At 60.4% G+C, this 14,005-nt stretch carries 12 protein-coding genes; 3 read left to right on the top strand and 9 right to left on the bottom strand.

Going from position 1 to position 14,005, the window contains the following annotated elements; translation table 11 throughout:
- Positions 1-66 precede the first annotated feature (66 nt).
- Positions 67-1,443: a glutamine synthetase family protein gene (locus WNY80_RS04715; RefSeq protein WP_342886165.1), complete on the bottom strand. Its 1,377-nt coding sequence runs from the start codon at positions 1,441-1,443 to the stop codon at positions 67-69.
- A gap of 148 nt (positions 1,444-1,591) precedes the next feature.
- Between WNY80_RS04715 and WNY80_RS04710 the strand changes: the two genes are divergently transcribed.
- Both WNY80_RS04710 and WNY80_RS04705 read left to right on the top strand, forming a co-directional pair.
- Positions 1,592-2,980 (top strand): aspartate aminotransferase family protein, encoded by a 1,389-nt coding sequence (locus WNY80_RS04710; RefSeq protein ID WP_342886164.1) that lies wholly within the window; start codon positions 1,592-1,594, stop codon positions 2,978-2,980.
- A 104-nt stretch (positions 2,981-3,084) separates the two neighbouring features.
- Positions 3,085-4,203 carry an acyltransferase gene (locus WNY80_RS04705; protein ID WP_342886163.1) on the top strand — a complete coding sequence of 373 codons (1,119 nt, stop codon included), beginning with the start codon at positions 3,085-3,087 and terminating at the stop codon, positions 4,201-4,203.
- A gap of 94 nt (positions 4,204-4,297) precedes the next feature.
- Here the strand turns inward: WNY80_RS04705 and WNY80_RS04700 are convergent, their stop codons facing one another.
- From WNY80_RS04700 to WNY80_RS04665, 8 genes are all read right to left on the bottom strand, one after another.
- Entirely contained in the window at positions 4,298-5,377 is a 1,080-nt protein-coding gene (locus WNY80_RS04700; protein ID WP_342886162.1) for a BMP family ABC transporter substrate-binding protein, read from the bottom strand.
- A 51-nt stretch (positions 5,378-5,428) separates the two neighbouring features.
- Positions 5,429-6,349 carry an ABC transporter permease gene (locus WNY80_RS04695; protein ID WP_342886161.1) on the bottom strand — a complete coding sequence of 307 codons (921 nt, stop codon included), beginning with the start codon at positions 6,347-6,349 and terminating at the stop codon, positions 5,429-5,431.
- On the bottom strand, positions 6,349-7,434 hold the full coding sequence (locus WNY80_RS04690; RefSeq protein ID WP_342886160.1) for an ABC transporter permease: 1,086 nt from the start codon (positions 7,432-7,434) through the stop codon (positions 6,349-6,351). The genes WNY80_RS04695 and WNY80_RS04690 overlap by 1 nt, the downstream gene beginning before the upstream one ends.
- A complete protein-coding gene (locus tag WNY80_RS04685; RefSeq protein WP_342886314.1) occupies positions 7,424-8,968 on the bottom strand; it encodes an ABC transporter ATP-binding protein in 1,545 nt (514 codons plus the stop codon). The genes WNY80_RS04690 and WNY80_RS04685 overlap by 11 nt, the downstream gene beginning before the upstream one ends.
- Positions 8,969-9,299: 331 nt before the next feature.
- The gene (locus tag WNY80_RS04680) at positions 9,300-10,274 is read right to left on the bottom strand and encodes a quinone oxidoreductase (RefSeq protein WP_342886159.1); all 975 of its coding nucleotides are present in this window, start codon (positions 10,272-10,274) and stop codon (positions 9,300-9,302) included.
- 45 nt (positions 10,275-10,319) lie between these two features.
- Complete coding sequence (pcsA, locus tag WNY80_RS04675) at positions 10,320-11,054, bottom strand: phosphatidylcholine synthase (RefSeq protein WP_342886158.1); 735 nt, start codon at positions 11,052-11,054, stop codon at positions 10,320-10,322.
- 25 nt (positions 11,055-11,079) lie between these two features.
- Positions 11,080-11,697 carry a DUF1326 domain-containing protein gene (locus tag WNY80_RS04670; RefSeq protein ID WP_342886157.1) on the bottom strand — a complete coding sequence of 206 codons (618 nt, stop codon included), beginning with the start codon at positions 11,695-11,697 and terminating at the stop codon, positions 11,080-11,082.
- A 28-nt stretch (positions 11,698-11,725) separates the two neighbouring features.
- The gene (locus WNY80_RS04665; protein WP_342886156.1) at positions 11,726-12,658 is read right to left on the bottom strand and encodes a DUF2182 domain-containing protein; all 933 of its coding nucleotides are present in this window, start codon (positions 12,656-12,658) and stop codon (positions 11,726-11,728) included.
- 92 nt (positions 12,659-12,750) lie between these two features.
- Between WNY80_RS04665 and WNY80_RS04660 the strand changes: the two genes are divergently transcribed.
- On the top strand, positions 12,751-13,986 hold the full coding sequence (locus WNY80_RS04660) for a UbiH/UbiF family hydroxylase (protein WP_342886155.1): 1,236 nt from the start codon (positions 12,751-12,753) through the stop codon (positions 13,984-13,986).
- Positions 13,987-14,005: the final 19 nt, after the last annotated feature.

Here is a 14,005-nt window from a genome sequence, read left to right as displayed (position 1 = left end):
TGTCAAATCGTTGACCAATGTCGGCGAGGCAGCAAATTTTTCTTCAGACCGCGGGCAAACCCGCGATCAAAGGTAGGTCGATCTCTCCAGTGGCGTGATTTCATTGTCGAATGCCTTGAGTTCCTCACGCTTGATTTCGGCGAAGATCTTGCGCAGTTCCGGGCCGAACAGGCGGCGGATGAAATCCGACCTTTCGAAATCCTCGATCGCGTCATCCATGTCATCGGAGAGTTGCGGCAGCGGCACATTGTAGGCGTTGCCCTCCACCGGCGGCGGTGGCAGTTTCGCGTTCTCAAGTCCTTCCAGCATCCCGCCAAGAACACCGGCCAGAACGAAATACGGGTTGGCGTCGGCGCCCGACATGCGATGTTCCAGCCGCCGTGCCTTGTCGTCGGATGCGGGTACGCGCACCACCACGGAGCGGTTGTTGCGGCCCCATGCGATCCGGGTCGGCGCATATGATCCCGGCTGCAGCCGGCGATAGCCGTTGAACCCGGGAATATAGAGCAACAAGGTGTCTTTGAGGGTTTCCAGGAGACCTGCGGCGGCATGCTGAAGCCGCAAGTCACCGGCCTCGCCTGCAAAGATGTTGTTTCCGTCGGTGTCGAGAACGCTGGCATGGACATGCATGCCGTTGCCCGGCCATTCCAGGAACGGTTTGGCCATGAAAGTCGCGCGCAGTCCGTGCTTGTGCGCCGATTCCGTGATCAGCCGGCGCAGCAGCACCGTGTCGTCGGCAGCCGCCATCGCGTCGGCACGATGCTTGAGATTGACCTCGAACTGGCCCGGCGCGGCTTCCTTGATGATAGTGTCGATCGGCAGGCCCTGCGCAACCGCCGCTGCACGGATTTCGGCGAACAGGTCGCTTTGTCCGCGCAATTCGGACAGCGAATACATCTGCTGCTGATCGGGGCCAGGTCCAAGATCCTTGCTCATCCGGCCGGATCTCTGGAACACCGCCGGATCGACCAGGTAGAATTCGAGTTCGAATGCGGTGACCGGCTGAAGCCCCTTGGCCGTGTACCTGTCGACAATACGTTGCAGCACATTGCGTGGATCGTACTCGCAGGGCTCGCCCGCTTCGGTGTACATCGACATCAGCACCTGTGCCGATGGCCGCGGTGCCCAGGGCGCACGGTTGATCCGCCCCGGAATTGCCCGGCAGTAACCGTCAATATCGCCTGTTTCGATGTGGATGCCGGTCGACTCGACCTCCCTGCCCCAGATGTCGAGCCCGAAGATCGACAACGGCATGTTGATGCCCGGATACCCGGCCTTGGCCAGTGCCTCGGTGGGGCCCCACTTGCCGCGCATGATGCCGTTGATGTCGGGGATCAGGAAATCGACCGATTCAATATCGGGATTGTCGGCCAGGAACCGTTCGGCTTCATCATTCGTGGGAAGACTTGCGTCTTGCTTTCCAGTACCGGCGCCCTCGCGCATAATGTCACCATGCCCCTTCAGGACTTTCTGTTCCCGCGCAAAGCGGTTATCGCGGTGCTTGTCCGCACCCGAGTTTTGTGCACACACTCAAATAAAGGTCAAATCGATTTCGTCGCGACCACTCTGAAAAACAATCAGGAATAAAACAATGCGCGTCAATGTGTCTTCCCATGATCTCAAGGTTTCCGATCACAAGCACCACCTTCATCCCTTTACCGAACATGGCACCTTGGGCGTTGACGAGAGGCGGGTCATTTCCCGTGCGGATGGAGTCTGGCTCTGGGACACGGACGGCAACCGCATCATGGACGGCATGGCAGGCCTGTGGTGCGTCAATGTCGGTCATGGCCGCCAGGAAATCGTCGAGGCCGTGCGCGCGCAGATGAGCGAGCTGTCCTATTACAACACCTTCTTCAAGACCACGCATCCTCCGGTGATCGAACTGTCGCAAATGCTCGCCGATCTCGCGCCGGAACACATCAACATGGTGTTTTATGCCGGGTCCGGCTCCGAGGCCAACGACACGATACTGCGTCTCGTGCGGACCTACTGGGCGTTGAAGGACCAGCCAAACAAGAAAGTGGTGATCAGCCGCAAGAATGCCTATCACGGCTCGACCATGGCCGGTGCTTCGCTCGGCGGCATGGGCGCCATGCACAGCCAGGGCGGGTTGCCGATCCCCGACATCCACCACATCGACCAGCCTTACTGGTTTGGTGAAGGTATGAAGACCGGCATGAGCGAGGATGAGTTCGGCCTCTGGGCCGCACGTGAACTCGAACGCGCCATCGAGGAAATCGGCGAGGAAAACGTTGCCGCCTTCATCGCCGAGCCGATCCAGGGCGCCGGCGGTGTCATCGTTCCGCCCGCCACCTACTGGCCCGAGGTCAAGCGAATCCTCGAAAGCCGCGACATCCTGTTTGTCTCCGACGAGGTCATCTGCGGCTTCGGCCGCACCGGCGAATGGTTCGGCTCCGGCTATTACGACATGAAACCCGACCTGATGGCCATCGCCAAGGGCCTGACATCAGGTTACCTGCCGATGGGCGGCGTTCTGGTGTCCGACGAAATCGCCGAAGTCCTGCACCGCGAAAACGTCGAGTTTTTCCACGGCTACACCTATTCCGGTCACCCGGCCTGCTGTGCCGCCGCCATCGCCAATCTGAACATCATCAAGCGCGAAGGCCTGGTCGAGCGCGTCCGCGATCATATCGGCCCCTATTTCCAGAAGCGCTGGAAGGCGCTGGAAGAACATCCGCTCGTCGGCCAGGCCCGTATGGTCGGCATGTTCGGTGCGCTGGAACTAGTTCCCGACGAGAACGACCTGATGAAACGCTTCGACAATGAAGGCAAGGTCGGCACCATTGCGCGTGATCACTCCTTCGCCAACGGTCTGGTGATGCGTGCGGTGCGCGATTCGCTGATCATTTCGCCGCCCTTGAGCATCACCGAGGAAGAGGTCGATGTCCTGATTGCTTCGGCCAGGAAGACACTCGACGAAGCCTGGGATGATATCCGCAAGCAGGGCCTTGCCTGAACCGGGACGGGCCGGATTTAACCTTTACGCTTAAGCTTAACGCCGGGTTGTCGAACCCGGCGTTTTCAATTGCGCTATGATCCCCGCCTCAACAGGAGATCACAATGCGCGATCATCAAGCACCAGTCCGGCCAGTCGTAAGCACTGGCCAGCGGAACGGATTGCTGGATCTGCTGCGCTTTGCGGCAGCCCTGACCGTTGCCGTCTATCATTTCCTCTATCGTGGCGCCCAGGACGGCGGTTACCTCGACTTTGCATTCGGTGCGGCGGGAATAGCTGTTTCGCTCGGCTATCTCGGCGTCAATCTGTTCTTCATGATATCGGGCTTCGTCATCATCTGGTCGGCCACCGGGCGGGACTGGTATGGCTTCTCTGTCAGCCGGCTGGCGCGGCTCTATCCGGCACATCTCGTGGCCATGACCATCACTTTCCTGACAATCACGTGGTGGTCGCAGCCGCCCTACTCCACCGACATCTTCGAATGGTTGGCAAACCTGACCATGCTGGCACCGATGTTCGGTGCGGATTTCATGGATGGCGCCTACTGGTCCATTGTCATCGAGATCCTCTTTTATGGCTGGGTGGCCATAGGGCTGTTCTCCGGCGCGCTTCCCCGCCACACCGACGCTGCGGTGGCAATCTGGATGCTGCTTGTCATGGTCAACAACACCATGCTCGGCTCCCGCCCGGTCGAACTGCTGTTCCTGACCGAATATGGCAGCTATTTCGCACTCGGGGTAATGGTCTGGCGGATCAACTCGCAAGGCGGCAGCTTGCTGCGGCTGCTGATTGCCGGAATTGCCCTGGCCATGACCTTTCATGCCGCCGAAGTGCAACGGCTCGACGTCATTGCCCGTTTGGGTGAAGCCTCAAGCGCCCAGGTTGTCGCGCTGGCGAATGCCGGGATCATTGCGGCGTTTGTTCTCTGCGCCGTGTTCGGCCACCACATCAAGGCCGGCCCTTGGATTCTGGCGCTTGGCGGCATCAGCTACCCGTTCTACCTGATCCATCAGAACGCCGGTTACATCCTTATGAATGCGACCGAACCCATGTTCGGCAAATGGGGTGCTTTCGCGTTGGCTCTTGCGCTGTCGCTTGGTGTCAGCTGGTGGATCTTCGCCCGCATTGAACCAGCCGGGCGCGCCATCATCCGCGCGCTGTTCTCGCCCGTTGGCCGGTTCCTGCCACGCACCGCATCGAGATACCCTGCGCCAGCCGAATAATGGCTGATAAGACGCGGGGAATAACAAGAAGGGGCGGCCTATGAAGCCGCCCCCGCTTTTGCAAGGCATATGCCTGTCTCTTGGGTGAGCCCGCTTACTGCGGAAGCTGGTCGTCGACACCCTTGACGTAGAAGTTCAGGCCGGCGAGTTCGCCGTCCTCGGCAACCACACCGTCAGCCAGCCATTCAGTGCCGTCCTGCTTCATGATCGGGCCGGTGAACGGATGCAGTTCGCCGGACTTGATCTGTGCCTCGGTTGCTTCGGCCATGGCTTTCACGTCATCAGGCATGTTGGTGTATGGCGCCATCACGACGTGGCCATCGGCCATGCCGCCCCAGGTTGCCGACTGTTCCCAGGTTCCCTCGAGTACAGCGGAAATCCGCTCTTCGTAGTAGGGACCCCACTCGTCGACGATTGCGGTCAACTGGGTTTCCTTGCCGAAGTCATACATGTTGGATGCCTGACCGAAGGCGTAGGCGCCACGCTCGGCGGCAACCTGCATCGGTGCGGTCGAATCGGTGTGCTGGGTCAGAATGTCGGCACCCTGGTCGAGAAGTGCCTTGGCAGCATCGGCTTCCTTGCCCGGGTCGAACCAGGTGTTGGACCAGATGACCTTGAGCTTGAAGTCCGGGTCGACAGACTGCGCACCGAGCATGAACGAGTTGATGCCCTGGATCACTTCCGGGATCGGGAACGAGGCGATGTAGCCTGCAGTGCCGACCTTGGACATTTTCGCGGCGATCTGCCCGAGCACGTAGCGGCCCTCGTAGAACCGGGAATCATAGGTCGAAACATTCGGGTGTTCGCGCTTGTAGCCGGTGGCGTGCTCGAACTTCACATCCGGAAAGTCTTTGGCGACCTTGTTGGTCGCGTCCATGTAACCAAACGAGGTGGTGAAGATGATGTTGCAGCCCGAGCGTGCAAAACGCTCGATGGCTCGTTCGGCATCAGCACCTTCCGGAACGCTTTCAAGATAGGCGGTTTCCAGCTTGTCGCCGAGCTTTTCCTCGGCATACAGGCGGCCCTGATCGTGCTGGTACGACCAGCCGAAGTCGCCGACCGGTCCGACGTAGATAAAGCAGGCCTTGACCTTGTCCATGCCTGCAGCGCTTGCCGGAGCGCTGATGCCGGCAAGCATCGTGGCTGCGGCAAGGAGAAGAAGTGTTTTTTTCATTGGGTTCACCCTGTCTGGTTGGTTGTTGACATCATACCGGAGGTAAATTGCCTACCTTTCCGGCACAAAAGATTTGCCGAGCGAAGCCGGCGTGTTGATGAGCGTCATCCTACGATTCAGCGATATGATTACCAGTACCGCAATCGTGGCGAGGTAGGGAAGAGCTGACAGGAATTGCGACGGAATTCCAATGCCCAAAGCTTGCGCGTGCAGCTGTCCGATCGAGACCGCGCCGAACAGGTAGGCCCCTGCAAGAACCCGGGTCGGCCGCCATGAGGCAAACACCACCAGCGCCAGCGCGATCCAGCCGCGTCCGGCCGTCATGTTCTCCACCCATTGCGGAGTGTAGACGATGGAAAGATGTGCTCCGGCAAGACCGGCACAGGCGCCGCCGAACATCACCGCGAGATAGCGCGTCCGGACAACCTTCACCCCGAGCGCATGCGCTGATGTGTGACTGTCGCCAATCGCCCGCAACCTCAGCCCGGCGCGGCTTCTGAACAGGAACCAGTTCACGCCGACGACCGCGATGATCGAAGTGTAGAAGATCGGATCCTGGTCAAACAGCAACCGGCCGATGAACGGAATGTCAGACAGCAGCGGAATAGGAACAGAAGCGAGCTTCAGGCCGGGAAGCCCGATGAAGGATTCACCGATCATCCCGGACAAGCCAAGCCCGAGGATGGTCAGCGCCAGCCCCGTTGCCACCTGGTTGGCCACCAGTGTCAGCGTCAGGAACCCGAACAGCAGCGAAAACAGCATGCCGGCGATGAGGCCGGCGATGGCGCCGAGACCGGCAGAACCGGTCAGCTGGGCGATCGCAAAAGCCGAAACCGCGCCCATCACCATCATGCCCTCGACGCCGAGGTTGAGCACGCCGGAGCGCTCGACAACCAGCTCTCCGATGGCCGCCAGCAACAGCGGCGTCGCCGCTGTCATGATTGTCAGGATGATTGCCTGGGTCATGTCCATCAGGCAGCACTCCCTTTCTGTGCCGCTCCGAAGATCAGCCGGATTCGGTAATGGATCAGCGTGTCGCAGCCCAGCACGAAGAACAGCAGCAGCCCCTGGAACAGGCGCGTCACCTTGTCGGTGATGCCGATTGAAATCTGCGCGGCTTCGCCCCCCAGGTAGGTGAGCGCCAGAATGAGGCCCGCAGCGACAATCCCGAGCGGATTGAGCCGACCGAGGAACGCCACGATGATGGCGGTAAAGCCGTAACCGGGCGAAATCACCGGGCGCAACTGCCCGATGGCTCCGGATACTTCGGATATGCCGGCAAGCCCTGCCAGCGCGCCGGACAGGATAAAGGCGAAATAGACCATCTTCTTGTCGGAGAAGCCGGCGAACCGCCCTGCCCGCGCCGACTGGCCAAGCACGGTGATCTCGAACCCCTTGAGCGTGCGCCGCATGATGAACCAGAGCACGATGGCCGCAATCAGCGCGAAGCCGAAGCCCCAATGGGTCTTGCCGGTCTCGATGATCCGCGGCAGCACCGCATTATCGGCAAAATTGCGGGTTTCCGGGAAATTGAAACCTTCCGGATTGCGCCACGGGCCGCGCACGGTCCAGTCGAGGAACAGTTCCGCGACATAGACCAGCATCAGGCTGGTCAGGATCTCGTTCGTGTTGAGCCGCGCTTTCAGGAAAGCCGGTATCGCCGCATAGGCCCCGCCGCCGATCATGGCGCAGATCAGCATCAGCGGCAGCATCAGCGGCGATTCCCAGCCGTGGAAGACCACCGGCAGCACCGACCCTGCCATCGCGCCGATGATGAACTGGCCTTCTGCGCCGATGTTCCAGTTGTTGGAGCGGTAGCAGATCGACAGGCCCACCGCGATCAGGATCAGCGGAGCCGCTTTGATCGCCAGTTCGTGCAGCGACCAGACTTCCGTCAATGGCTCGATGAAGAAGCTGTAAAGAGCTGCTACCGGATCCTTGCCCAGCGAAATGAACAGAATGACCCCGGCGATCAGGGTCAGTCCCAACGCGATGAAGGGTGACAGCACCGAAAACAGCGACGACATGTTTTCGCGTTTTTTCAGCTCAATGCGCATGGAGGGCCTCCGCATGCGCATGGCCGGTTCCGTCGTGGAACCCGCCCATCAGCAACCCGATCCGTTCGCGCGTCATCAAGGACGCAGGCTCTGGCGCGGAAAGCCGTCCCTCGTTTATCACCGCAATGCGGCTTGCAATTTCAAACACTTCATCAAGATCCTGACTGATGACGACGACGGCGGAACCACTCTTGGCCAGATCGATCAGGGCCTGGCGAATGCGGCTGGCCGCGCCCGCATCAACTCCCCATGTCGGCTGGTTGACCACCAGCACCACGGGTTGCCGGTCGAGTTCGCGCCCGACGATGAACTTTTGCAGGTTGCCGCCCGATAGCGACCCCGCGGCCGGATCTTCGCCGGCCTTGCGCACATCCATCGCCTCGCAAATACGCCGGGAGGCTTTCGCCACCGCATCGGTGTTGATCAGGCCAAGGGGCCCGCCGGAAAGAAACGTCGAACGGTCAGAAGCATGACGGGAGAGCACGAGATTGGCCGTCAGCGGCATTTCGGTGACCGCCGCATGGCCGTGTCTTTCTTCGGGAACGAAACCGCAGCCCAGCAGTCTTCGCTGGGTTATCCCCATCTGGCCCGCCGACTTGCCGCGGATCCGGATCGCATCGGCATTGCTGACCCGCTCTTCTCCCGACAGCACGTCGAAGAGTTCGCTTTGGCCGTTGCCGGCCACGCCTGCGATCGCAACCACTTCCCCTGCCCGCACCGACAGGTCGATATCCTTGAGCGCCACGGCGAAGGGCGACCGCGACGGTGCACTGAGTTTGTTGACTTCAATCAGCAATTCACCCGGTTCGCCAAGACCGGTGCCGGAGATCTCGGCCACTTCGCCGCCAACCATCATCCGTGCCAGTGACGAAGGCGTTTCCTGACCAGGATCGCATGCTCCGGTGACCTTGCCGTGGCGCAGCACGGTGGCCCGGTCGCAGATGCGCTGAACCTCCTCGAGGCGATGGCTGATATAGAGAACCGAGCGCCCTTCGGCCTTCAGCTTGGCGAGCGTCTCAAACAACTTGTCGGCTTCCTGCGGTGTCAGCACCGAGGTCGGCTCGTCAAGGATGATCAATTCGGGGTTCTGCAGCAGCGATCGGACGATCTCGATGCGCTGGCGTTCGCCAACAGAAAGATCAGCGACATGGGCGGACGGATCGAGCGGCAAGCCATATTCGAGCGAGAGCCGCCGGGCTTCTTCCGAGATACGGTCGATCGCGACGTTGCCGTCGAGTGCAAGTGCGATGTTTTCGGCAACCGTCAGGGCTTCGAACAGCGAAAAATGCTGGAACACCATGCCCACGCCGGTGGCGCGGGCTTCCCCGGGGCTGCCGATCCTGACTGGTTTGCCTTTCCACAGGATCTCGCCGGCGCTCGGATCGAGCACGCCAAACAGCATCTTGACCAGTGTTGACTTGCCGGCGCCATTCTCACCGAGCAGTGCGTGAATTTCACCCGGAGCAATCGCGAGGTCGATCCCGTCGCATGCCCTCAGGCTGCCGAATATTTTTGTAAGCCCTTTTGTTTCCAAAAGCGGTGTTTCGGTTTGCTGATTGTTCACGTCACCCCCTGGATTCCGCGATTCCGGACTTGCCTTCTATCGAGGCATTTCTTCTGGAAGCACAAGAAACAAGCTTCATCATATGGCCACAAAATTCAAGAGGCCGAAATCCAACCGTGTCGTCGCATCCGATAGTCATCAGACGCAATTATTGTGCGTTGCACAAGGGGGCGAGGACTGAAAACGTCAAGCATTTTCAATGTTCCCCAATTTCCATCTTTCGAAAAACGCGTTTACCGGGGCGCGTTCTCAAGATTATCCTAACAGTGTTTCTGAACCGGAACGCTGATTTTCCTATGCGTCAGGGCAGCAGAACCGTCGTGCCTGTGGTCTTGCGCGCCTCAAGGTCCGAGTGCGCCCGCGCCGCCTCGGCCAGCGGGTAGCGTTGATTGATGTCGATCTTGACGATCCCGCGCGAGACGACGTCAAACAGTGCATTGGCCGACGCTTCAAGATCCGGGCGGCTGGCGATGTAGGTAAACAGCGTCGGGCGGGTGGCGAAGAGCGAGCCCTTCTGTGAAAGAATGCCGATATTGAACGATTCGATCGGGCCCGACGACTGGCCGAAGCTGGCCCACAATCCGCGTGGCTTCAGGCAGTCGAGCGAGCCTGGAAAGGTATCTTTACCGACCGAATCATAGACCACATCGGCGCCCTTGCCGCCGGTGATCTCGCGGACCCGTTCGACGAAGTCCTCGGTCCGGTAGTTGATGACATGATCGTAGCCATGGGCCGAGGCCAGCGCAGCCTTTTCTTTCGAGCCGACGGTCCCGATGATCGTCGCGCCAAGCGCCTTTGCCCATTGCCCGACAATCAGGCCGACGCCACCGGCAGCGGCATGAAACAGGATTGTATCGCCCGGTTTGACGTCATAGGTGCGCCTGAGCAGATACTCAGCGGTCATCCCCTTGAGCATCATGCTTGCCGCGACATCAAGCCCGATCCCGTCGGGAACCTTGACGATCTTCTCGGCTTCGATAACCCGTTCCTGCGCATAGGCGCCGATCGGTCCGGCGTAGGCAATCCTGTCGCCTTGCTTGAACCGCGTCACACCTTCGCCCACGGCTGTGACGACGCCCGCCCCCTCGTTGCCCGGAATCAGCGGGAAGCCATTGGGCGCGGGATACAGACCGGTCCGATAATAGACATCGATGAAATTCAGGCCGACGGCTTCCTGCCGGATCCGCACTTCACCCGGGCCGGGCTTGCCGACCTCGTGATCGCGCCACTCCAGCACTTCCGGTCCGCCATGTTGTGAAACAAGGATTGCCTTCATGTTGGTCTACTCCAATGCGATAAGGGCCCGAAGCCGTCCGGTGCGTTACGGGCGCTGCTGCCCAAGGCCGGGAAACATCTGCATGATCCCGCCGATGACAAACAGGTAGCTGCCGGTGAGCATGACCGCCCACATCAGCCAGTCCGGGCTCAGGAAATGCAGCAGCAGCGCATAGCCCGACAGAACCGACCAGATAGAAAACACCGTGAGGTTGACCGGCCTGAGCCGGCTGACGCGAACCGGATGCAGGAAATGGATCGGCAGGAATGTCATGATGACGGCAACCAGCACGATCACGAAAGCCACGATCTCGGACGGGTGCGTCACAAACAGCGTGAACACCAGCATGTTCCAGGCGACGGGAAAGCCCGAGAAGAAATTCTCGTCGGTCTTCATGCCCATGTCCGCGTAATAGATCGCGCTCGAAACCACGATCAGCCCGGCCGCGACAAACGACAGAGGCTGGCCGATCATCCCGCTTTGATAAAGCGCGAATGCGGGAATGAGCACGTAGGTGACGTAGTCGATGACATTGTCGAGCATGACGCCGGACCAGTTCGGCAGCACTTCCTTGACATTGAGCTTGCGCGCGATCGGGCCGTCGATGCCGTCGATCAGCATGGCGACGGCAAGCCACCACCACATGTCGACGAACCGATCTTCGGCTGCAGCCACCAGCGCCAGAAACGCCATGAAGGAACCGCTGGCGGTCAGGATATGAACCGAAAACGCCCTGATTTCCGCGTAGGGAACGCGGCGGTAGTTAAATGGAAGCTTCATGCCGCCTGCGCCTCCCAGCGCAATTTCAGTTCGGGCCGCTCCAGTCGAGGGCGCATATTTCCGCCGACCGGCCGGCGAAGTTCCAGTTGCGGCCAAAGGCACGCATTTTTGATCTCTCGGATTTCGCCACGATGATTTCCGGCGCGATCCAGTATTCCGAGTTGGAGATCACGGTGTCCTCGCCGTGGGTCTTGCCCGGAATCGGCGAGACAACGCCGTCGATGATCTTCGGGATCTTGACGATGCGCTTCTTGCCTTCGACCTCGTAGCTGATCGGCTCCTGCTGCACACCAAGAAAATTGCCCACCAGGATCGACAGCAGCGATGTGGTGCCGCCGGCCTTGCCGGTGAAAATCTTGGTGAAGGCCTTCGTGGCATAGATCGACGCGCGCTTGTCGACAAACAGACCGGCGGTCCAGTTGCCGCGGCTCATGTAGCCGGGAATTTCCATGATCAGGCCGAGGTTGAGGCCGGAAAGATCGGTGTCGCCGTAATAGCCGTTGTCGACCCTGAAACCGGCCCAGGTCTGGCAATAGCCTTCCGTGGGCGGATGCTGGCCGAGCGAAATCACGCATGGACAGAAAACGGTGCAATTGCACGAAAGCACCAGTTCACCTTTCAATGCCCACTCAACATCAGCCATTCAGCTCTTCTCCCTCAAGTCCCTATTGTCATACCAGGGCGCCCCAGATCAACGCCGCTCCCCAGACGCATACTATCGCGCCGCCAACTTTCGTTGTCACCTGTCCTGTCCCGGTTTTCTCCAGAAATGTAAACAGGGTCAGCGCCGCCATCCAGACCACATTCATGCTGCCCACTGCAAGCATGATCAGCATCAGTGCCCAGCAACAGCCCAGGCACCACAGGCCTTGTTCCATCCCGAGACGGAACACGCCACCCGTGCTTGTTTTCCACCGCGCGAACAACGTCGTGAACGGGTTGCGGCACTTGGTCAGGCACGCCGCCTTCAACGATGTAAACTGGTAAACCCCGGCGCACAGCAGGATCATGCCCGCGATCACGCCCTGAACCGGGCCGGTGGCAGAGGTTCCGGTGATCCGTGCTATCGCCAACTGGACCAGCATGAAACCGACCGCAGCCAGCGTCCAGACGAACAGGTAACCTGCCGTCAGGATGGCAGGATGGATCACCGCTTCACCGCGCGCTGCGGCGGTATCGGCGATCTCGGAATAAGTCCGGATCATCGGTGCGGCCGTCGGCAGCATCATCGCCGCGGACATGGCAAACCACATCACGAACAGCGCCAGTGCAACAGACAGAAAGGATCCGCTGGCCAGCACAATGCCCGTGTCTCCCGAAAGGCAAAGATCGGCAATGATTGCAGCAAAAGAGCCCGGCTCCACCGGGAGAAAACGCGAAATGACCGACATGCCCGGCCCGAGCGGACGCGGTGTTCCCTGCAGCGCGACGACCGAGCCGGCCATCGACATCAGGAACCACCAGGCCATTCCCGCGGTCAACGCAACCATTGCCAGCACAGGCCATACCGGCCGGCGCGCCATTCCGGCGATAGCGCGCCCCGACCGGTCGAGCTGGTCAAACCGGCCGTCGAGCGGATCTGTGTTTGCACGGGGCGTGAACATGCGCCAAATGATCCCATGGAGTTCGTTCGTCTGGCGATGTAAAGGAAGGAAGGGCTGCAAGGCAATCGGCAACGCATTGAACAGGTGAAGTTTTGGGCAAGGGTGGAGAATTGCGAAAGGGCGAGGAATTGCTTGAACACTATGACATCGCGGTCATCGGTGGTGGCCTTGCCGGGTCCGTTGCAGCACTTGCGGCAGCGGCGGAAGGATGGCGGGTCGCATTCATCGCGCCGCCACCCCCGCGTCAGGACGGACGGACCACTGCACTCCTGTCCGAATCAATCGATTTCCTGGCCCGTCTCGGCCTATGGGAAGATGTCAGACCCGTGTCGGCGCCATTGCGCACCATGCGCATTCTCGATGGAACCAAGCGGCTGTTCCGCGCCCCCCCGGTCTCCTTCCGCTCGAGCGAGATCGATCTCGATGCCTTCGGCTACAACATTCCCAACCAGCCGCTGTTTGATGTGCTGCAGGCCGCAACGCGTCAATCCGGACAGATCGACCGCTTTGAAAGCCCTATGGTCGAAGCCGACCAGTCTGATGAAAGCGTTACGCTCATCCTGGAGGATGGCACCAGGGTAACCGCACTTACCGCGCTGGCGGCTGACGGCCGTGGCTCGAAGTTGCGCGAGGCGGTCGGTATCAAGGTCAAGACCTGGTCGTATCCGCAGACAGCTCTTGTGATGAATTTTTCCCATCGTATCGGGCATGCTGATACTTCGACCGAGTTCCACACCGAGCGAGGTCCGTTCACGCAGGTACCGCTGCCCGGCAACCGCTCGAGCCTGGTCTGGGCCGTCAAGCCCGGCGAGGTCGACGCAATCCTCGCCCTGCCCCGCGATGCGCTCAACGCCGAGGTCGAAACCCGGATGCGCTCGATACTTGGCGCGGTCGAGGTCGAGGGCGCGGTACAGGCCTGGCCGCTGTCCAGCCTGATCGCCGAAAGCTTCGGCAAGGGGCGGACAATGCTGGTCGGTGAAACCGGACACGCCTTCCCCCCCATTGGCGCCCAGGGTCTCAATCTCGGGCTGCGCGACATCATGCAGGCCATCCAGTGCATCATCGATGCAGGCGGGCCGGAAAATGCGCCCGAGGCCGTTACCGCGTTCAACCGCAAGCGCCGTACCGATGTGACCAGCCGGACCGCCGGGGTCGATCTGCTCAACAGGGCGCTGCTGAGTTCGTTCCTGCCGGTTCAGGCCCTGCGCGCAGGTGGTCTTGCGGCCCTGTCGGCGATTCCCCCGCTCAGGCTTCTGGCGATGCGGGAAGGCATGACACCGGGCTGGCGCAAGAACGATGCCGCCAAGCCAGCCGCAACGCGCGTGTGACAACACATCAAGAGACTGC

The sequence above is a fragment of the Hoeflea sp. AS16 genome, from assembly GCF_038900095.1.
In the GTDB taxonomy this organism is placed as follows: Bacteria; Pseudomonadota; Alphaproteobacteria; order Rhizobiales; family Rhizobiaceae; genus Hoeflea.
Note: the sequence above shows the minus strand (reverse complement) of the source record. Positions and strands in the feature narration are given on the sequence as shown.

Bases quoted from the DNA above. Each gene is read 5' to 3' on its own strand.
- WNY80_RS04680 (WP_342886159.1), bottom strand. From the start codon at position 10,274: ATGAAGGCAATCCTTGTTTCACAACATGGCGGACCGGAAGTGCTGGAG.
- WNY80_RS04695 (WP_342886161.1), bottom strand. From the start codon at position 6,349: ATGGACATGACCCAGGCAATCATCCTGACAATCATGACAGCGGCGACG.
- WNY80_RS04690 (WP_342886160.1), bottom strand. From the start codon at position 7,434: ATGCGCATTGAGCTGAAAAAACGCGAAAACATGTCGTCGCTGTTTTCG.
- WNY80_RS04700 (WP_342886162.1), bottom strand. From the start codon at position 5,377: ATGAAAAAAACACTTCTTCTCCTTGCCGCAGCCACGATGCTTGCCGGC.
- WNY80_RS04665 (WP_342886156.1), bottom strand. From the start codon at position 12,658: ATGTTCACGCCCCGTGCAAACACAGATCCGCTCGACGGCCGGTTTGAC.
- WNY80_RS04705 (WP_342886163.1), top strand. From the start codon at position 3,085: ATGCGCGATCATCAAGCACCAGTCCGGCCAGTCGTAAGCACTGGCCAG.
- pcsA (WP_342886158.1), bottom strand. From the start codon at position 11,054: ATGAAGCTTCCATTTAACTACCGCCGCGTTCCCTACGCGGAAATCAGG.
- WNY80_RS04670 (WP_342886157.1), bottom strand. From the start codon at position 11,697: ATGGCTGATGTTGAGTGGGCATTGAAAGGTGAACTGGTGCTTTCGTGC.
- WNY80_RS04710 (WP_342886164.1), top strand. From the start codon at position 1,592: ATGCGCGTCAATGTGTCTTCCCATGATCTCAAGGTTTCCGATCACAAG.
- WNY80_RS04715 (WP_342886165.1), bottom strand. From the start codon at position 1,443: ATGCGCGAGGGCGCCGGTACTGGAAAGCAAGACGCAAGTCTTCCCACG.